Below are 20,810 nucleotides of genomic sequence, written 5' to 3' on the forward strand. Positions count from 1 at the left end.
CGGTGCAACACCACTTGCAGCAATGAAGGAAGCTGGGGCTGCTCCAAGTTTACTTGATATGTTCTTTGGCTTCCATGGTGGTGTGATTGGTGAAACAAGTGCTATGATGCTTTTAATCGGTGCATGTTATTTATTATACCGTAAAGTTATTTCCTTAAGAATTCCTTTGACATATATTGCAACATTTGCGGTATTTATCATTTTGTTTGGCGGCAAAGGATTTGATGTAGAGTACGTATTAGCTCAGATTCTTGGTGGTGGATTAATATTAGGTGCTTTCTTTATGGCAACGGATTATGTAACCTGCCCAATTACGAAGTATGGTCAAATCATCTTTGGTGTCTGTCTTGGTGCGTTAACCGGATTATTCCGTGTATTTGGTGGCTCTGCAGAGGGTGTATCTTACGCTATTATCTTCTGTAACTTATTGGTACCGTTGATTGAGAAAATCACGATGCCAAGGGGCTTCGGAATGGGAGGTAAGAAACTTGCAAAATAAGAAAAAGTCAACAATAATAAAAGATGCGATTGCATTATTTGCGATTACCTTAGTAGCGGCTGTTGCACTTGGTTTTGTATATGAAATTACGAAGGGACCAATAGCGGAGGCAGAAGCAAAAGCAAAAGCAGAAGCATATAAGATGGTTTTTGCAGAGGCAAAATTAGTAGATGATAAGAATGAAGATGTGAATGCCAAAGTAGATTCTTCCAAAGAATTTTTATCTTCTCATGGATTTACTTCAAGTACAATTAACGAAGTATGTATTGCAAAGGATGAAGCTGGAAATGCACTTGGTTTTGTTATGACTTTAACTTCTTCAGCAGGATATGGCGGAGATATTAAGTTTACCATGGGTATAAAAGCTGACGGAACTTTAACTTCAATTGAAATTATTGGTATGAATGAAACAAAAGGTCTTGGTGAAAAAGCAAACGATGAGAGTTTTAAAGGCCAATATTCTGATAAAAATGTATACTCCTTTACAGTTATTAAGGCAACTGAGAGCAAGACTGGTGATGATCAAATTAATGCCATCAGTGGTGCAACAATCACAAGTTCTGCAGTAACAGGTACAGTGAATGCGGGTCTTGCCTTTGTAAATGACTTATTAGAAAACGGTGTAGGAGGTATGACTCATGAGTAAAGCGTTAGAACGTATTTATAACGGTGTAATTAAAGAGAATCCTACATTTGTCTTAATGCTTGGTATGTGTCCGACTCTTGCGGTTACAACTTCGGCAATCAATGGTGTAGGTATGGGACTTACGACAACGGCAGTTCTTATCATGTCGAACATGCTAATTTCTATGCTTCGTAAGGTTATTCCTGATAAGGTAAGAATGCCAGCGTTTATCGTAGTGGTAGCTTCCTTCGTTACTATAGTACAATTATTATTACAGGCATATATTCCAGTATTAAACGATTCTCTCGGTATTTATATTCCATTGATCGTTGTTAACTGTATTATCCTTGGTAGAGCAGAAGCTTATGCGTCAAAAAATCCTGTATTTCCATCCATCTTTGATGGTGTAGGTATGGGACTTGGATTTACCGTTGGTTTAACTTTAATAGGTTTATTCCGTGAAATACTTGGTGCAGGTACTGCGTTTGGTTTTTCTATAATGCCAGATAGCTATGAACCATTCTCTATCTTTGTATTAGCACCGGGTGCATTCTTTGTACTTGCGATGTTAACAGCTCTTCAAAATAAGTTAAAATTAAAATCTGCAACAAACGTTCCTATGGCTGAAAAGCTTGCATGTGGCGGTAACTGCAGCAGTTGTAGCGGTAGTGCATGCCATAGCAATCATGAGTTACTTGATTCCGTAAAGGAAGAAGCAGCGAAGAAGGCAGCAGCGTCAAAAAAAGCAGCAGCTGAGAAAGCAAAAGAAGTAGCTAATCAGACAGAGAAGGAATAGGAGGAGAGATTTAGATGAAGGAATTATTACTAGTGCTTATTGCAGCAGCGCTCGTGAATAACGTAGTTTTAAGTCGTTTCCTCGGCTTATGTCCGTTTCTCGGCGTTTCTAAAAAAATCAGTACAGCAGCAGGTATGGGCGGAGCAGTTATCTTCGTTATTACCATAGCCTCTGCATTATGTAGCGTAATCTATGATATGGTTTTGGTTCCACTTGATTTAAAATATATGAATACGATTGTATTTATTATTTTAATTGCAGCCTTAGTTCAATTTATTGAAATGTTCTTAAAAAAGTTCTCACCAGGTCTATACAATGCACTTGGCGTGTACCTTCCATTAATCACAACAAACTGTGCAGTTCTCGGTGTTGCTATCGATAACGTTCAGAAGGGTAATGACCTTGTAACTAGTATTGTTTATGGCGCTGGTACTGCGATTGGTTTCTTAATTGCTATTGTTATTATGGCAGGTGTAAGAGAGCGAATTGAAAATAACAATGTCACAAAATCCTTTCAAGGTTCACCGATTGTGTTGATTACAGCAGGATTGATGTCGATTGCCTTTATGGGATTTGCAGGCTTGTTATAAGATAGGGGGAAAAGAGCATGACGAATTTAGCATTATTTGACCTCTTATCTAATACCGGTGTACTTGCTATCAATGTGCAAGGACTTATTACAGCATCAGCTATTGTTGGTGGTATTGGTTTAATCATCGGTATTCTTCTTGGAATTGCAGCCAAGGTATTTGAGGTTGAAGTAGATGAACGTGAGTTAATAGTAAGAGATTTATTGCCTGGTAATAACTGTGGCGGTTGTGGATATGCAGGTTGTGATGCGTTAGCAAAAGCAATTGCGAGTGGTCAAGCACCAGTGAGTGGATGCCCTGTTGCAAGTGCCGAAATTCATGCTAAAATTGGTGGGGTAATGGGGACAGAAGCAACAGCTTCAGAACGTAAAGTTGCATTCGTAAAATGTAATGGTACTTGCGATAAAACAAATGTGAAGTATCACTATACCGGAATTGCAGATTGTAAGAAGCTTGCTATGGTACCTGGAAATGGTGAGAAGACTTGTAGCTATGGTTGTATGGGCTATGGCAGCTGTGTACGTGCTTGTGCTTTTGATGCAATTCATGTTGTGAATGGCATCGCTGTAGTAGATAAAGAAAAATGTGTCGCATGTGGAAAATGTATTACAGAGTGTCCAAACAACTTAATTGAATTTATTCCAGTAAGTTCTACTTGCAAGGTACAATGTAACTCCAAGGATAAGGGTAAAGATGTGAACGCTGCATGTAGCGTTGGATGTATTGGATGTATGATGTGTGTGAAGGTATGCGAAAGCGATGCAGTCACCGTAACCAATAATCTTGCTCACATTGATTACTCAAAGTGTACTCACTGTGGTAAGTGCGCGGAGAAGTGCCCAAAAAAGATCATTACCATTGCGTAATTATGAAATAAACAATTATTTAATAAAAATTCAGCAGAAGTTTATTTATCTTTTTTCAAAAAGATGTTATGATACATGAAAGACTTCTAGCAGAATAGGAACAACCAAAAGGATAAGAAGTACTTTTTACTTCTTATCCTTTTTTGATATTAAGAGATGTGAACTCACTTTGTGGATAGTTGCTACAAAGGGTCTTCATCCTCAAAATAAAGACATGAGAAAAGTGGTATAGTCACGTAGTTCTAAAGGCAGAAAGATTAAAAGAAAGAATCAATTTGCTAATAATTAATAAAGGCAGGTTTATTATGGTTTGTAAAAATTGTGGAAGAACGATACAAAATGAAGAAGCCAATTTTTGTGAGTATTGTGGTGCATCTTTTCGTCCAGGAATGGATAATCGGGTGTTAGAGGGTGAGCATAATTCGAGCCCTAGCGCCAATGGACAAGATATTACAATACAGCAAAATTTAGGCCAGGGGAGTGCTAGTCAGAATGGTCCTTGGCAAACAACTTATGAACAAAACACTTATGGAAGTAATCCTATGAAGGATCAAGTGCTGGGAAGATATTTTACTCAAAATACGAATACTTATGGTCAGGGGAATACGACAGTTCAAGAAAAGCCAATGACAGTTAGAAATTGGCTTACAGTAATGTTATTAGGTTTTGTACCTCTTATTGGACCTTATGCATTCCTGGCATTACTATTCTTTTGGTCTTTTAGTAAATCAGTAACCCCAACAAAGAAAAACTGGGCACGCGCTACACTTATTGTAGCTCTTATTCTTGTCGTAATTATCGCTATGTTGATAGGTGCGACTGGTGGTGAAATACTATCTGATCCAACCGCAATAATTAATAGTCTTTATGGTAAATAATGAGGTAGAGCTGGTAGCATAAGCGGATTGCGAATATCCGCTTTGACTGGGACTAGCTTCGCCATAACCTTCTTACCAGTTGTGAGATTCTAGTAGGGTACTATGTGCCATCAATGAAAAGATACAAAAGGAACAACTAAACTCCAGACAAAAAGATGTGGATTCAAAGTAAATGGATGGAAGGTACAACTGTAATCATTTAATTGCCAAGGCCATAAGGAGGTAAGAGTTGCCATGTATCAACTAATGATCATTGATGATGAACCAATTGTACGTAAGGGAATTAAAGATGATTATGCGGTTTCTACTTCGGATAATATAGCAAAGTGTGTCTATGCTTATATGGAAAAGAATTTTGATAAGGATTTGAAACTTGAAAATATAGCAAAAACCTTTAACTATAACAGTGCTTATCTAGGAAAATTATTTAAGAAAGAGATGGGAGAAGGCTTTAACAACATACTAGATTCCATACGAATTGAAAATGCGAAGAAGCTTCTAATGGAACAGGACTTAAAGGTGTATCAAGTATCAGAGAAAGTTGGATTTACTAACATTGATTACTTCTATAACAAATTTAAGAAACATGTTGGCTTAAGTCCAAAGGAATTTCAAAAGAAAAAACCTATGGGGAATGAGGGATAACGATGTCGAAAGGAGATTCTCCTTTTGTCAGATTATTAAGCTATGAATTAGTTAAGAAAAGGGATCAATGAGATGTTAGTCATTGTTGAAAACGAATTCTTGTAGCTAATTCGTAGCTTATTTATTTTTTGGGAAATAGTGCTGCAATAATTAGTTGTGTGATTACATTAACTAATAAATCTGCATGCAGATGTCATTTTTTAAGAAGGATCCTATATTCTTATATTAACGTATAATCGGAATAAGGATATCAAACTTTGTACCTTGTCCAAGCTTACTGGTGACATTGATTTCACCTGCGTGAATGGCTATGGCTGACTTTGTAAGCGCAAGCCCAAGCCCATATCCGTCTGTCATTTCTTTTTTTATGCGATATAACGGTTCAAATATATGTTGCAATTCTTCTGTAGCAATGCCGTTGCCTGTATCGTTTATATTAAGTTCGATTTGATGTTCGTGCTCACGTAAGGAAATAGATACGCTTCCGCCCTGCTGGTTGTATTTAATGGCGTTCTCTACAATATTATATATAGCCCGGTATAAAAGCACTTCATTGCCTTTGAATATTGGAACAGGTTTTATGTTACAAATAATTTCAACTTCTTTTTTCTTAGCGATCGGCTGTAAATCCTCAGCTACATCCGATACTACTTCTTTTAAATCCACGTCATCATCAAGGGATGCGTTTTCCTGCCGTGCGGTATCTAGTAAGGCTTCAATCATTGCATTCATTTTCATAGCGGTTTGTTCAACAATTGCTAGAGTATCATTGTAATCATTCGGAGTTTTTTCTTGCATTTCATTTAATACGTCTATATTAAGCTTCAGTACAGCCAATGGGGTTTTAAGTTCATGAGCAACATTTACATTAAAACGTTGTTGAGATGAAAAAGCGTTTTCAAGCTTTGATAGCATTGAATTAAAAGATAAGGTCAACTCTTTTATTTCATCATTAGGTCCTGCCATAGGCAAAGCCTCTGTAAGGTTATGGGAATTAACATCTTTTATTTTTCTGCTAAGCAAACGAACCGGGCGCAGTGCTCTTCCAACAATGAAATATGCAACGATGCCGCCAACTGAAATAGCAGCAAATAATATGATAAGCGACCACAAATACATATCATTTTTAGCTTTATGCATTGTATCGGTTATAATATTTGCTTGCGCACTTGCACTTTCGCCAGTAATATTATTAGGATTATATCCTGATAGGGGGTTAGAATCTAATGTCGCCGAGCCGCTACTGTAGAATGGTTCCGACTTGTTCTGGCTTGGACTCAGATTTGTTGAACCGCTTGTAACGACAATCAGAGTGTTTGTCACCTCCGGCATAATTCTGCTTATATTAATATTGATAAATATAACAATGGCAACACTTGAAATTAACATAACAAGTATTGTTATCAGTGTTACACGCCACCGTAATGTGAGTTTTAGTTTTTTCATATTCAGCCTCATTTAATCTAGATTAAGGGAATATCCCAATCCCTTTACATTGGTTATAATATCATCTCTGCCTGTTACGTTACTTAACTTTTTCCTAAGAGAATATATATGAACCCTCATCACGCTGGTGAAAGGGTTGGAATCCTCATTCCAGATATGATTGTATAGTTCTTCCGCACTGATGCTTTTTCCTTTGTTTTCAGCAAGGTATACCAGAATGCTGTATTCTTTCATTGTTAAAATTAATTCGCGGTTTTGATAGGAAACACGATGGGATGTGAGATCAATCTCCATCTCTTCGATTTTAATAATATTGGGCTTTACTACAAAATTCCTTCGTAGAAGTGCGCGGATTCGTGCTCGAAGCTCTTGAACATCAAAGGGTTTAACAATATAGTCGTTAGCACCTAAGTCGAGGCCTTTTATGCGGTCGTCGATTTCCCGGTTAGCGGATACAATTATTACTCTTACCGTTTCGGACACTTCACGCAACTTTGACAAAATTGTAAAGCCGTCGGTGTCTGGCAGGCGGATATCAAGTAAAATCAAATCATACTCATTTATTACCATTAAATCTTCTGCTTCACGACCAGTCAGCGCAACATCGACCGCATACCCGTCCTTTTTTAGTATTTTTTCCATTGCTGTGGCTATATTTAATTCATCTTCAACAACCAATAATCGCATCGTAAAATTTCCCTTTCTCCGTGAAAAGCATCAAAGCCATGGTAAATGGCTTTGATGTACAATTACATAATGAACTAATTTTAATTTGCGATGTCGGCAGATGCAGAAATATAACCGCTGGCATTCGCTGGATCGTTCAACTCATCCTTGGTTATAACGATATTGCCCTTGTCATCGATAACATTGCCGTTTTCATCGGTGTTTAATTGTGCGGAAGCTTCCGAACTGGTATTGTTACTGTCATCGACTTTTCCAATTAGGCTGGTAGAACCAGATGCAGATATATGACCGCTGGCATTCGCTGGATCGTTCAACTTATCCTTGGTTATAACGATATTACCTTTTTCGTCGATAGCATTTCCGCTTTTATCGGTATTGATTTTTGATGACGCGGTTGCCTGTGCCTGTTGATTTCCCGAAGCCGCAAAAGCTGTTGTTCCGCCAACTGTGAGAACTCCGACTAATGTAGCAATTGCAAAAATCTTTTTACTTTTCATTAGAATTACTCCTTTTCCAGTTTATTTTACCGGCTGCTAGCTTGCTGGTACAATCACACTATAACAAATCCAATGTTAAATGAACGTTAATTTTTAATATAAATTTCTCTTATTTTTCAACCTCATTAGGGAAGTCCTCCGCTTCTTGACTTCTTTCAATACCTTGGATTAAAGGGGTATGGACAAAAACCTGGTCCTGATTAATAATCAGGGGGTATTTCATGTACCCACTCGAATAACAATTGAAAGCTGTGGAACTTTACATCAAATATGCTACTTTTCCAAGATGAGTCTGCATTTCTTTAAATAAAAGCTTTTCTTCTTTTCCGTGATGATGTTTATCTATAAAACTAAGGACAAAATCAATCATCATACTAAATTCATTATAGTCAATTTTCTTACCTTTTAATATATTATTTTTTTATTGATTTTTTCTTAGTTATTTTTTTGTTGGAACGAAATTTTTAGAATGTTCCTGCGGACCAAAGGAGGTTATGGAAAGGCATCGTTTTAGTATTAAAGAATTATAACATAATACATCGAAGAAGAAAGAAAGCTTTATTTTTATCCTATTAACGATATGATATAATACTTGTAACAGATGTGAAACAATGGGTTTTTAGTATCAAGGTAACATTCACATTTCTTATTCATGGCAGTATACAATGGAGACTACTACAGGCATGTTATCAAGTGTGAGTAAGAGCGTCTTACACAGACATAGTTTGACGTGTGCTAAAGCACACAGATTGGAGTTGTTATGAAATTTAGTAATGGATGTTGGTTACAAAAGAAGGGTACAGAATGTTTTTCACCAGCGCAGGTTTACGATTATCAAATCAAAGAGAACGAGGTAAGAATACTTACCACAACACATCAGATTAAGCATCGCGGTGATACCTTAGGTGGTGTAAATCTTACGATATTTATTACTGCACCAGCACCGGAAGTTTTGCGTGTTAAGACTTATCACTACATGGGACTAAGAAAGAGAAGCCCTGAGTTTGAGTTAGACTTATCAGGGGCTTGTACACTAGAGTGTGAGGACACAGAAGATATTTTAATAATTAGAAATGGAAGTCTTCGTTTGGAAGTACAAAAATCGAATGCAGCGTTCACCTATTATCGTGGGAATGAAAAATTAACCTCAAGTGGGTGGCGTGATCTTGCCTATATGAAGACAGATTGGCAAGGGCTTGCGTATGATGATGGCGGTGAAGAGGATACTTACATGAGAGAGCAATTAACGCTTTCTGTAGGTGAACTCGTATATGGACTTGGCGAAAGATTTACGCCTTTTGTAAAAAATGGCCAGTCTCTTGATATTTGGAATGAAGATGGCGGTACCTCTACCGAACAATCTTATAAGAATATTCCATTTTACATAACAAACAAAGGCTATGGTGTCTTTGTAAATCATCCGGAGAAGGTTTCGTTTGAAATTGGCTCTGAGATGGTGGCAAAAGTAGGTTTTTCTGTTCCTGGAGAATGCCTCGATTACTTTATTATTAATGGTCCGGATATGAAGCAGGTATTAGCTCGCTATACCGACTTAACTGGAAAACCGGGACTTCCTGCCCCTTGGACTTTTGGTCTGTGGTTATCGACGTCCTTTACAACAAATTACGATGAAGAAACGGTAAATAGCTTTGTAGATGGCATGTTAGAACGCGGAATTCACCTAGGAGTATTTCATTTTGACTGTTTCTGGATGAAGGATTTTTGTTGGTCTGACTTTACCTGGGATAGCAGAGTATTTCCAGATCCAAAGAATATGTTAGCTAGATTAAAGGCAAAAGGACTAAAGATTTGTGTTTGGATTAATAGTTACATTGGTCAGGAATCGGTTCTTTTTGAAGAAGGTGTAAAAGGAGGCTATTTCCTAAAGAGAAAGAACGGGGATGTATGGCAATGGGATATGTGGCAACCTGGTATGGCGATTGTTGACTTTACAAACCCAGCGGCATGCAAGTGGTTTGGCGAGAAACTGAAAGAGTTACTCGATATGGGAGTGGATTGCTTTAAAACAGATTTTGGTGAGAGAATCCCTACCGATGTTGTTTACTACGATGGTTCCGATCCGATGAAGATGCATAATTACTATACTTATCTATACAATAAAGCAGTGTATGATGTTCTGGCAAGTTGTAGAGGAAAAGAGGAAGCAATTTTATTTGCCAGATCAGCTACCGTAGGCGGACAAAAATTTCCTGTTCATTGGGGTGGTGACTGTTGGTCTGATTATGAATCTATGGAAGAAAGTCTACGTGGAGGCTTATCCTTAACGATGTCCGGTTTTGGGTATTGGAGTCATGATATCGGTGGATTTGAAAGTACTTCGACTCCGGATGTTTACAAACGCTGGGCAGCATTTGGTCTATTATCTACTCATTCCAGACTTCATGGCAGTACCTCGTATCGTGTTCCTTGGGCGTACGATGAAGAGGCGGTTGATGTGGTTCGCTTCTTTACTGAGTTAAAGGGCTCTCTAATGCCATATCTTTATCGTAATGCTGTAGAAACCTCAAAATCTGGTTTTCCAATGATGAGGAGTATGGTGATGGAATATACCAAAGATCCAAACTGCTCTTACCTTGATAAGCAGTATTTTTTAGGCGACAGTTTATTAGTAGCTCCAATATTTAATGAGGATAGTATGGCTCATTATTACTTACCTGAGGGGAAATGGACCAATTATCTGACTGGTGAAGTAAGAGAGGGTGGAAAATGGTATGAAGAAAAGCATAGTTACCTAAGCATACCACTCTATGTAAAGCAAGGTAGCATCATTGCTACTGGTCCGAAGGGTCAAGGAGCAGTTTATGATTATACGAAGAATCTTGAGTTAAAAATATATGAGCTTCAAGAGGGAGCAGAAGCAACAACTACTGTTTATCAGGAAAATGGAGATAGGGCAGTTGTAATGAGTGCAGTTTTGCGTGATGGTAAGATAACGATAAATCTTTCATCGAAAGAACCAGTAAGCATTATCTTAAAGAATTATGTTGTTCATAGTGCAGAAGGAGTTTCGTTTAAGGTGGATGGAAACGATACGGTTATTTTGGCGCAGGAATCTTTGGTTGCTACAGTCACACTTTCATAATATTACGACAAATTATATAATGATTAAGATAAGCCCTTACATCACCTAGGTTGTGGTGCAAGGGAAGATAAAGAAAATAATGAAGATAAAGAAAATAATGAAGATAAAGAAAATAAAGAAGATTAAGAAAAAATAAAGATAAAGAGAATCGTGAAGATAAAGAAAATCGTGTAGATTAAGAAAATCATGCAGATAAAGAAAATCGTGTAGATAAAGAAAATCAAGCAGATAAAGGAAATCGAATCGATAAGAGAATTCGTGCAGATAAGGATGTTCGTGTAGATAAGGGAATACAATATAATTAAGAAGATAAAAATTTCATATAATCTGAAAGAAACAACACAAATGAGTATAAGTAAGAAAAAACAGTGCAAACAAATAAAATAGAAAAGGATTGTGATGTTTTGAAGAAGGTAAATGAAGCAGTAATCGAAGAATTATTAAGTCAGATGACCTTAGAAGAAAAGGTAGGATTAATTCATGGTAATGGCATCTTTCGTAGTGGTGGGGTGGAACGCCTTGGTATTCCTTCGTTGAAGATGTCGGATGGCCCAATGGGTGTTCGTAGAGAGTTTGAAGATCAAAGGTGGTTTCTTGCCTGCAAAACGGACGATTACGTATCTTATCTTCCGAGCAACAGTGCAATAGCAGCTACATGGAACAAAGAACTTGCGTATACTTCAGGACAGGTTCTTGGTAGCGAAGCGAGGGGAAGAGGGAAAGATGTTATCTTAGCACCAGGCATTAATATTAAAAGAAGCCCTCTCTGTGGTAGGAATTTTGAATACATGAGCGAGGATCCAAATCTAATTGAAGAGTTAGCAAGTTCTATGATTAGGGGGATACAAGAGAATGATGTAGCAGCATGTGTAAAACATTTTGCTGTAAATAATCAAGAGACTGACCGTTTGGCAGTGGATACAGATTTAGAGGATAGGGCATTATTTGAAATTTACCTGCCTGGTTTTAAGGCTGCAATTAAGAAGGGTGAAAGTTATTCCATCATGGGAGCATACAATAAGTTCCGAGGTGCTCAATGTTGTGAAAATACTTATCTGCTCAAATCAATTTTAAGAGAAGAATGGGAATATGATGGAACCATTATATCGGATTGGGGTGGTGTTCATGATACAAAGGCAGCAGCGAATTCACCACTCGATATTGAGATGGATGTAAAATCTAATTTCGATGAATATAAGATGGCAAACCCACTTCTTGAAGCTGTAAAGAGGAAAGAGATCTCAGAAGATGAGATAGATAAGAAAGTTAGAAATATTCTTCGACTTATGCTTCGATTAAAGATGATTGGAGAAGAGTCAGAAGAAAGAGAATCAGGCACTTATAATACGATTTCACATCAACAAGAGATACTTAAGGTAGCGAGGGAATCTATTATATTATTAAAGAATGAAGAGAATAGATTACCTTTAAAGAAAAATATTAAGAAATTAGCTGTCATTGGGCAAAATGCGAATATCTTGCATTCCGCTGGTGGTGGAAGTGCAGAAGTCAAAGCACTTTATGAAATCTCACCGTTATTAGGAATTCGTATGGAACTTGGTGGGAATACGGAAGTTACCTATCGCCCAGGTTACTATGTATCATATCAAAAAGTCTTTGACATAATTGGATATCAAGAAACAAGCACTGACGTTATGACGGAGAGGGCAAAGAGAAAAAAAGTTTGGCTTGAGCTAGAAAAAGAAGGGAAAGAAAAAAGAAAGGAAGAAGAGAGACGTCTTCGGGAAGAAGCCGTTTTACTTGCAAGAGAAACGGAGGATGTTATTCTTGTTGTAGGATTGGATCATCATCAAGATATGGAAGGTCGTGACCGTAAAAGCTATGAATTACCTTATGCTCAGGAACAACTAATCGAAGAAGTACTGGATGCGAATCCTAATACAATCTTGGTTGTTTTTGCAGGATCACCGGTTTCTATGCAGAAATTCATAGGTAAAGCTAAGGCAATCGTTTGGAGCTATTATAATGGAATGCAAGGTGGTAAAGCCTTATCAGATGTATTGTTTGGAATTATAAATCCTTCTGGTAAATTACCTGAATCGATGCCAAAGACATTAAGTGATTGCCCAGCACATAAATTTGGGGAATTTGGTACAAAAGGAAGTGTTTATTATAACGAAGGCATTATGGTAGGATATCGATATTATGATACTGAAGATATCACACCAGAATTTTGTTTTGGTCATGGACTTTCTTATACAAATTTCACTTATAAAGATTTAGTAACAAGGGTAAATAAGGGAAAAGGTGTATTCTTAAGTTTTAGTGTTAGAAATACAGGGAAAGTAGCTGGAGCTGAGACAATTCAAGTATATGTTTCTGATCCAGTTTGTAGTGTAAAGCGCCCTATTCATGAATTAAAAGGGTTTACAAAAATATTTTTACAGCCTGGCGAAGAGAAAGAAATAATGATGGAATTAAAACCATCTGCTTTTACTTATTATTGTACCAAAAGTAAGAAGTTTGTATTAGAGGGTGGAGAGTTTATCATTGAAGTTGGAAGTTCTTCTAGAGATATACGATTGAACCAGACGGTAAGGGTTGAGTAGTAAATCATTTTCTATTAAGAACATAAGAACTTGATAATTTGAATGGAAAGCAGGGCAAAATAAGTAATAGCTTATTTTGCCCTTTTCTAGCTATGAAAAAGTGATGATTTCTACATAGAAAGAAAGGTGAATAACGATTGGGTAAAATGCATGAAAAGGATGTATCTTAATACCTTGACAGGACATTTTGGATGGATTATAGTAATACATATTGAATCTTAGGATTTTAGTAAAAGTACGAGTTTCGTATAGCTAGAATGCAAAGAAAATTTTAGAAAAGGTGGGATTACAGATGGCTAAAGTTAGAACCAGATTTGCACCTAGTCCTACAGGGCGTATGCATGTTGGTAATCTAAGAACTGCACTTTATGAGTATTTGATTGCTAAGCATGAAGGTGGAGACTTTATATTAAGAATAGAGGACACAGATCAGGAACGTTTGGTAGAAGGTGCTACTGAAATTATTTACCGCACCATAGCAAAGACAGGGTTAATTCATGACGAAGGTCCAGATAAGGATAAAGGATTTGGTCCATACGTTCAAAGTGAGCGTCAGGCTACCGGAATCTATTTTAAATATGCAAAAGAATTAATTGAAAAAGGGGAAGCTTATTATTGCTTCTGTACTAAGGAGCGCTTAGAAACGTTAAAGAGTGCTGTTGGTGAGGAAGATGGAGAAAGTAAAGAAATAACCAAATATGATAAGCACTGCCTTCATTTAAGTAAAGAAGAAATTGAAGCAAATTTAGCAGCTGGTATGCCATATGTAATCCGTCAGAATATGCCTACCGAAGGAACTACATCGTTTACGGATGCTATTTATGGAACGATTACTGTTGAAAACTCTGAATTAGATGATATGATTTTAATAAAATCAGATGGATTCCCAACTTATAATTTTGCTAACGTAATTGACGATCATTTAATGGAAATCACTCATGTAGTGCGTGGAAATGAGTATCTTTCAAGTACACCAAAGTATACTAGATTATATAAAGCATTTGGTTGGGAAGAGCCAGTTTATATCCACTGTCCATTAATTACAAATGAGGAGCATCAAAAATTAAGTAAGAGAAGCGGACACTCCTCTTTTGAAGATTTAATTGAGCAAGGATTCGTTACAGAAGCAATCGTTAACTTTATTGCTCTTCTTGGTTGGAGTTCCACTACAAATGAAGAAATCTTCTCATTAGAAGAATTAGTACGTGATTTTGATTATACTCATATCAATAAATCTCCTTCGGTTTTCGATATGAATAAGCTTCGTTGGATGAACGGGGAATATATTAAGAGAATGGACAGTGAGAAATACTATGAGTATGCACTTCCATATATTAAGAAAGTAGTTACGAAAGACTACGATTTGAAATTTATAGCTGATTTAGTAAAGACTAGAATAGAGACCTTCCTTGATATTGCGGAGATGATTGATTTCTTCGAGGAGCTTCCTGAGTATGATATCGCTATGTATACTCATAAGAAGATGAAGACGGACTCTGAGAATTCTTTAAAGGTATTACAAGATGTTCTTCCAAGATTTGAGGAATTAAACGATTACTCAGTTTCCTCTATTGAAAGTGTATTAATGGGTTATATTGCAGAAAATGGAATTAAGAATGGTCAGGGGCTATGGCCAGTTCGTACCGCAGTATCCGGTAAGCAGTCGACACCAGGTGGAGCATATGAAGTTATGAGTATCCTTGGAAAAGAGGAAAGTCTTAGAAGAATGCGTATCGCAATTGATAAGTTAAGCAGCTCCCTATAAGAAAGGAATTTCCCTCTAGAAGAGGGAATGCACTCTAAAAGAGGGAATACACTCTTTAAGTGAAAATTTACTCACTTAGAAGGAATGCCCACTCTGAAAGATTATAATGATAGAAAACAGTATTTTCCATGTTCAATATGCACAAGGAAGATACTGTTTTTTTTCTGTACGATCTACTAGGAGCACGCTTTTTTCTATGGTATGATAGGAGTAGTTAGTATCTGTTATATGAGAGTTAAAGGTTCAAATGTTTAAGGAGAATCAAAGCATGCTTGCGAGTTAAGTTGGAGTCTCTTGCGAGCTGAGGTAAGGCCTGGTTATTCCAAGCCTACTAATGAAAAGCTTTGTTACCAACTCTTATAACACATGATAGAAGTACAAAGATATAGTACAAGAGTAAAATAGAGTGCTATTTCAATGTAATATGTAGGTATAATCCTTACATAAATTAAGATGCACAAGTGTTAGTGTAGAAATAGAGGTCAGTTATGAAAACAGTGAATGAAGCACAGGAGAGAGCAATTAAACATCATAAAGGCCCCATGCTTGTTCTAGCGGGACCCGGTTCCGGGAAGACCTTAGTAATCATAAGAAGAACGCAGTATCTTATAGAACAGTATGGTATTTCACCAAATAATATCCTAGTAATCACGTTTACCAAGGCTGCTGCTATGGAGATGCAGGAACGCTTCGATCGATTAATGGGACAAGGGAAATTTGGTGTTAATTTTGGAACCTTCCATGCAATCTTTTTTAAGATATTACGATATGCTTATAACTACAGCGTTTCTAATATTATAACGGAAGAAGAAAGATACCGCCTTTTACGCGATATCATACAATCAATGGAACTTGAAATAGAAGATGAGAAAGAATTTTTAGAAGGGATTGGATCGGAAATCAGTTTAGTTAAGGGAGAGAATATGGATATCTCGAATTACTACTCGATGAATTGTTCCGAAGAGACGTTTGGGGAAATATACAAAGAATACGAAAAGAAGTTACGCCATCAAAATAAGATTGATTTTGATGACATGTTGCTTCTTTGTTACGAGCTATTAATAGAAAGACCTGACATATTGTCCTTATGGCAACAGAAATACCAATACATCCTAATTGATGAGTTTCAAGATATCAATCGTATTCAATATGAAATTATCAAGATGCTTGCGAAACCTAAAAACAATCTATTTATCGTGGGTGATGATGATCAGAGTATCTACCGGTTTCGAGGTGCAAAGCCAGAAATCATGTTATCCTTTGAAGAAGAATATAAGGGAGTAAAGAAGGTTGTTCTAAATAAAAATTATCGTTCCAAAGGGAATATTATTACAGGTGCACTGAAAGTCGTTGGTAATAACAAAAAGAGATTTCCAAAAGAGATACAATCGATACATGAGCCGGGAAACGAGATTGATGTAAAGTCATTCACTGATTTACAAGCGCAAAATCAAGCCATTCTTGAGGGGATTGATCATTATCGTAAGATGGGGATGCGATATTCTCAAATTGCCGTTCTTTATCGAACGAACACGCAACCAGGATCACTCGTTACAAAATTTATGGAGTATAACATACCATTTAAGATGAGAGATAGTTTACCAAACATCTATGAGCACTGGATTGCCAAGGATTTAATTTGCTATATTAAGTTATCCTTGGGAATTCGGGAGAGGGGACTTTTTTTACAGGTAATGAATCGACCAAAACGGTATATTAGTAGAGAGGCTTTAGAGCAGGCAGATGTAGATTTTAATACAATAAGGGAATTTTATATGGAAAAACCTTATGTTGTAGAACGAATTGATAAATTAGTTTATGATTTAACACTAATTCGCAGAACAAATCCATATGCAGCGATCAACTATATTCGTAGGGCAGTTGGTTATGATGAATACTTAAAGGAATATGCGACCTTTCGTAGAATAAAGGTAGAAGAACTTTATGACGTTCTATCAGAGCTTCAAGAAGAGTCAAGAGAATATAAAACGCATGAGGAATGGTTAAATCACATTGATGAGTACAAAGATGGACTAAAGGAACAGGCATTAAAACAGAATCAAAAAAATGTAGATGGTGTGATATTAACTACGTTTCATGCATCCAAGGGATTGGAATTTGATGTGGTTATCCTTATGGATGCAAATGAAGGAATAACACCCCATAAAAAAGCAGTGGTACCAGAGGATATGGAGGAAGAGAGAAGGATGTTCTATGTAGCGATGACGAGAGCAAAGAGTTATCTTCATATCTTTTATGTAAAACAGCGGTATAATAAAGAATTAGCTGCCTCCAGATTTGTCGGTGAATTACTTATCAGTCCAATGGAATTAAGAGAAGGGATGAGGATCCTTCATTCCATCTATGGAGAGGGAAGCATTAAGAAGATGGAAGAGAATAAGCTAACAATTCAATTTGATAAGATATTTCTTCCAAAGGTGCTTGATATGGAATTTTGTATACGTAATCAAATGATAAAAGTAGTTTAAGTTAGTCAGTATTGAAAAAAGTGAGAGCAATGAATCCTTGGAAGTTACCACACTTCCTGATGGTTTTATCGCGACTCTCACTTTATAATTCATGATTAGAAAAAAGCACGCGAAGCGTGCTTTTTTGTTAGGGATCTGCTTACGCAATGTCCTTTTATTTATTCTTCATCCTCTGCTTCTTCTTCGCCAAATAATTCGTCGAATTCTTCAGAATCTAAGAACTCATCAAATGCTTCAGAAACAGCTTCAAATTCAGCATCATCTTCGATGGATTCTAATTCGATTTCATCACCATTTTGGATGAATTCATATAAGAATACCTCGCCTTCTTCTCCAGCATCTTCTGGAAGTAATGCAATGTATTGTTTCTCGCCGCATGGAAATACAGCTATAATATCACAAACAACTTCGGTATCGTCCTCTAATGTTAATGTTACTTGGTCATGAAAAAATTCATCACTGCTGCAGTTACAGTCATCGCCATGTTCATGTTTATCCATTTTCTATACCTCACTTCTCAAAATTGTGGAAGTTAAATTCCACCATTTGACTATAACAGATTCAATAGAAAAATGCAAGGCTCTACTTTGTATTAGAACCCCAAAACACTTGTTCTTTATTTTTTTGAATGTTATAATAAAAAGCATAGTTTCCATGACTTAAGAAAGAATAAGAAAAGAACGTTTTAAGAGGGTCAAAGCGGATATTCTCATTACAAACCTTACTCCTTGCTTAAAGAAGCGGAGGACTTCCCTGATGAGGTTAAATTAGCTATTTGATCATTACATAGAACTAAGAGATGGGAGAAACCAAATGTCTTATACTGATTTAAAATCGATAAAGATATCTGTTCGTAATCTAGTAGAATTTATAATGAAATCTGGGGACTTAGATAATTCCGTTGGAAAAAGGGACCCTGATGCTATGCAGGAAGGTAGCAGGCTACATCGAAAAATTCAACGAAGAATGGGCTCAGAGTATCAGCCAGAAGTGGCACTTCGTGTTACGGTTCCGGTGTCGCGAGAAGATATCGATTTTGAGCTAATTATTGAAGGTAGAGCGGATGGTATTATCACGAATATAGAGCCTCCTAAGAAGAAAAACCCTCCTTCAGAGGAACATCCTTCTTTAGAAGAAAACCATCCTTTAGAGGAACATTATCAGGAGGAGGAAAACCATCCTTTGGAAGAACATCCTACAAAGGAGGAACATCCTCCGTTGGAGGATGAAACAGAAGGTAACATCCATGTTGTCATTGATGAGATAAAATGTGTTTATGCTGATATCAGTCAGATTACTGAGATGATTCCAGTTCATCGTGCGCAAGCATTATGCTATGCCTATATTTATGCTAAGGAACGAGGACTGGATTCGATAGGTATTCAGATTACTTATTGTCACATTGAAACAGAGGCAGTGAGGATTCTATCGGAAGAACTGAAATTTGAGGAAGTATCGAACTGGTTCCAGAATTTGATCAATGAGTATTGTAAATGGGCAGCATGGCAGATTAAGTGGATGGAGAGTAGAAATGAATCCATTAAACAGATTGATTTTCCTTTTGAGTATCGCCCTGGTCAAAGAGATTTAGTGACGGGGGTTTATCGAACGATAATAAGGGATAAAAAGTTATATATAGAAGCCCCAACTGGAGTTGGAAAAACGATTTCAACAGTATTTCCGGCAGTGAAGGCGATGGGAGAAGGTTTTGTTTCAAAAATCTTTTATTTGACTGCCAAGACGATTACACGTACCGTTGCAGAGGATACTTATCAGCTGCTTTTGGAGCGGGGATTATCGATGAAACTTGTTACGATAACAGCAAAAGATAAAATTTGTATCTTAGATAAGCCTAACTGTAATCCAGCGGCATGCGAACGGGCAAAAGGACATTATGACAGAGTTAACGATGCCGTTTTTGAATTATTAACGAGTGAATCACGAATATCAAGAGAACTGATTGAACAGTATGCTAAGAAGCATTGTGTATGCCCGTTTGAGATGTGTCTTGATGTGACCTTATGGGCAGATGGAATTATATGCGATTATAACTATGCTTTTGATCCCAATGTGTATTTAAGAAGATTCTTTGAGAATGATAAGAAACAAGATTATGTATTCCTGATTGATGAGGCTCATAATTTAGTAGACAGAGCAAGAGAAATGTACAGCGCCACGTTGTATAAACAGGATTTTTTAACCGTAAAAGGTATTATAAAAGAAAAGTCTAAGGCAATGGTGAAGAGGCTAGAAGCCTGTAATGAGGTAATGCTTCGATTAAAGCGTGGCTGTGATGAAATAGAAGTATTGCAAGATGTCAATGATTTGGTACTACCTCTTTTAAGACTTATGTCAGAATATGAAGAGTTTTTTAAGGAAAATGGTGACTTTGAAGGCAGAGAGGTCGTTTCACAGTTATTTTTTGATTTGCGAAATTTTCTTGCTATTCACGATATATTAGGAGAGGACTATCTAATCTACTCCGACTATGACGAGAGAGGGGAATTTCGTGTAAAGCTTCTTTGTATGGATCCTGCAAGAAACTTATTGACTTGTTTAAACAAAGGAAGGAGTGCCATCCTTTTCTCTGCAACGTTATTACCAATTACGTATTATAAGGAACAGCTTGGGGGTTCTGAGGAGGATTATGCTATTTATGCACCTTCTCCATTTGATATTTCAAAAAGGCTACTCATGATAGCAAAAGATGTCAGTACAAAATATACAAGGCGGGGGCAAGAAGAGTATGAGAGGATTGTTTCCTATATCGAAGGCTTTGTAAATGCGAAGGTTGGTAATTATTTTGTATTCTTTCCTTCTTATCAGATGTTGCAGCAAATTGCATTATTAAGTGAGGGTAGAGTTCCAAATATTTTATTACAAAAGACTAGTATGGGGGAACTTGAAAAAGAGGAGTTTTTAGCTGCGTTTGAGGAAAATCCTACGAGCACTAAGGTTGGTTACTGTGTAATGGGGGGAATCTTTTCTGAAGGAATAGACTTAAAGAATGATCGTTTGATTGGTGCGGTGATTGTAGGAACGGGATTACCTCAGGTAGGTAACGAGAGGGAATTATTCCGTGGATATTATGATGATCGAAGCGGAACAGGCTTTGATCATGCGTACCTATATCCAGGGATTAATAAAGTACTTCAATCTGCTGGTAGAGTGATTCGTACAGTCGAAGATAAAGGAGCAATTTTGTTGCTTGATGAACGTTTTTTAAATTCTCAGTATAAAAATCTATTCCCAAGAGAATGGGAGCAGTATGATATCGTTAATCAAGAGAGAATGCAGGAACTATTAGAGGATTTTTGGAGTAAAGACTAAATGGATGAGATAAAGAAAGAAATA

General features: G+C 36.9%; 16 protein-coding genes. 12 read left to right on the forward strand and 4 right to left on the reverse strand.

What is annotated here, in order from left to right; all coding sequences use genetic code 11:
- The 7 genes from RTP52_RS00785 to RTP52_RS00815 all read left to right on the forward strand — a co-directional run.
- Window positions 1–499, forward strand: a 499-nt coding sequence (locus tag RTP52_RS00785; protein WP_312368584.1) for an RnfABCDGE type electron transport complex subunit D, incomplete at its 5' end; no start/stop codon positions are given.
- Complete coding sequence (locus tag RTP52_RS00790; RefSeq protein WP_312368586.1) at window positions 489–1,145, forward strand: RnfABCDGE type electron transport complex subunit G; 657 nt, start codon at window positions 489–491, stop codon at window positions 1,143–1,145. The genes RTP52_RS00785 and RTP52_RS00790, both read left to right, overlap by 11 nt.
- Window positions 1,138–1,920, forward strand: a complete 783-nt coding sequence (locus RTP52_RS00795; protein ID WP_312106444.1) for an electron transport complex subunit E — start codon at window positions 1,138–1,140, stop codon at window positions 1,918–1,920. Before RTP52_RS00790 ends, RTP52_RS00795 begins: the two co-directional genes overlap by 8 nt.
- 14 nt (window positions 1,921–1,934) lie before the next feature.
- Entirely contained in the window at window positions 1,935–2,510 is a 576-nt protein-coding gene (gene rsxA / locus RTP52_RS00800; protein WP_312106442.1) for an electron transport complex subunit RsxA, read from the forward strand.
- Window positions 2,511–2,527: 17 nt separating this feature from the next.
- Entirely contained in the window at window positions 2,528–3,376 is an 849-nt protein-coding gene (locus tag RTP52_RS00805) for an RnfABCDGE type electron transport complex subunit B (protein WP_312106440.1), read from the forward strand.
- Window positions 3,377–3,681: 305 nt separating this feature from the next.
- Window positions 3,682–4,254: a zinc ribbon domain-containing protein gene (locus tag RTP52_RS00810; protein ID WP_312106437.1), complete on the forward strand. Its 573-nt coding sequence runs from the start codon at window positions 3,682–3,684 to the stop codon at window positions 4,252–4,254.
- A gap of 234 nt (window positions 4,255–4,488) precedes the next feature.
- Window positions 4,489–4,899: a helix-turn-helix transcriptional regulator gene (locus tag RTP52_RS00815; RefSeq protein WP_312106435.1), complete on the forward strand. Its 411-nt coding sequence runs from the start codon at window positions 4,489–4,491 to the stop codon at window positions 4,897–4,899.
- A 225-nt stretch (window positions 4,900–5,124) separates the two neighbouring features.
- On the opposite strand, the gene RTP52_RS00820 is transcribed toward RTP52_RS00815, so the two are convergent.
- The 3 genes from RTP52_RS00820 to RTP52_RS00830 all read right to left on the reverse strand — a co-directional run bounded on the left by RTP52_RS00820 (window position 5,125) and on the right by RTP52_RS00830 (window position 7,529).
- A complete protein-coding gene (locus RTP52_RS00820) occupies window positions 5,125–6,345 on the reverse strand; it encodes a sensor histidine kinase (protein WP_312368589.1) in 1,221 nt (406 codons plus the stop codon).
- Between the two features lie 12 nt (window positions 6,346–6,357).
- On the reverse strand, window positions 6,358–7,032 hold the full coding sequence (locus RTP52_RS00825; protein ID WP_312368591.1) for a response regulator transcription factor: 675 nt from the start codon (window positions 7,030–7,032) through the stop codon (window positions 6,358–6,360).
- 80 nt (window positions 7,033–7,112) lie between these two features.
- Entirely contained in the window at window positions 7,113–7,529 is a 417-nt protein-coding gene (locus tag RTP52_RS00830) for a hypothetical protein (protein ID WP_312368593.1), read from the reverse strand.
- A gap of 760 nt (window positions 7,530–8,289) precedes the next feature.
- Between RTP52_RS00830 and yicI the strand changes: the two genes are divergently transcribed.
- The 4 genes from yicI to RTP52_RS00850 all read left to right on the forward strand — a co-directional run bounded on the left by yicI (window position 8,290) and on the right by RTP52_RS00850 (window position 17,456).
- Window positions 8,290–10,632 (forward strand): alpha-xylosidase, encoded by a 2,343-nt coding sequence (gene yicI / locus RTP52_RS00835; protein WP_312368595.1) that lies wholly within the window; start codon window positions 8,290–8,292, stop codon window positions 10,630–10,632.
- Between the two features lie 404 nt (window positions 10,633–11,036).
- Window positions 11,037–13,202: a beta-glucosidase gene (locus RTP52_RS00840; RefSeq protein ID WP_331660605.1), complete on the forward strand. Its 2,166-nt coding sequence runs from the start codon at window positions 11,037–11,039 to the stop codon at window positions 13,200–13,202.
- A gap of 292 nt (window positions 13,203–13,494) precedes the next feature.
- Complete coding sequence (gltX, locus tag RTP52_RS00845; RefSeq protein ID WP_312368597.1) at window positions 13,495–14,967, forward strand: glutamate--tRNA ligase; 1,473 nt, start codon at window positions 13,495–13,497, stop codon at window positions 14,965–14,967.
- A gap of 488 nt (window positions 14,968–15,455) precedes the next feature.
- Window positions 15,456–17,456, forward strand: coding sequence for an ATP-dependent helicase (locus tag RTP52_RS00850; protein ID WP_312368599.1), 2,001 nt, complete (start codon window positions 15,456–15,458; stop codon window positions 17,454–17,456).
- Window positions 17,457–17,614: 158 nt separating this feature from the next.
- On the opposite strand, the gene RTP52_RS00855 is transcribed toward RTP52_RS00850, so the two are convergent.
- Window positions 17,615–17,956, reverse strand: coding sequence for a DUF1292 domain-containing protein (locus tag RTP52_RS00855; protein ID WP_312103602.1), 342 nt, complete (start codon window positions 17,954–17,956; stop codon window positions 17,615–17,617).
- A 313-nt stretch (window positions 17,957–18,269) separates the two neighbouring features.
- Between RTP52_RS00855 and RTP52_RS00860 the strand changes: the two genes are divergently transcribed.
- Window positions 18,270–20,786: an ATP-dependent DNA helicase gene (locus RTP52_RS00860; protein ID WP_312368601.1), complete on the forward strand. Its 2,517-nt coding sequence runs from the start codon at window positions 18,270–18,272 to the stop codon at window positions 20,784–20,786.
- Window positions 20,787–20,810: the final 24 nt, after the last annotated feature.

The organism is Lachnoclostridium sp., assembly GCF_031997925.1.
Lineage (GTDB): Bacteria > Bacillota > Clostridia > Lachnospirales > Lachnospiraceae > Lachnoclostridium.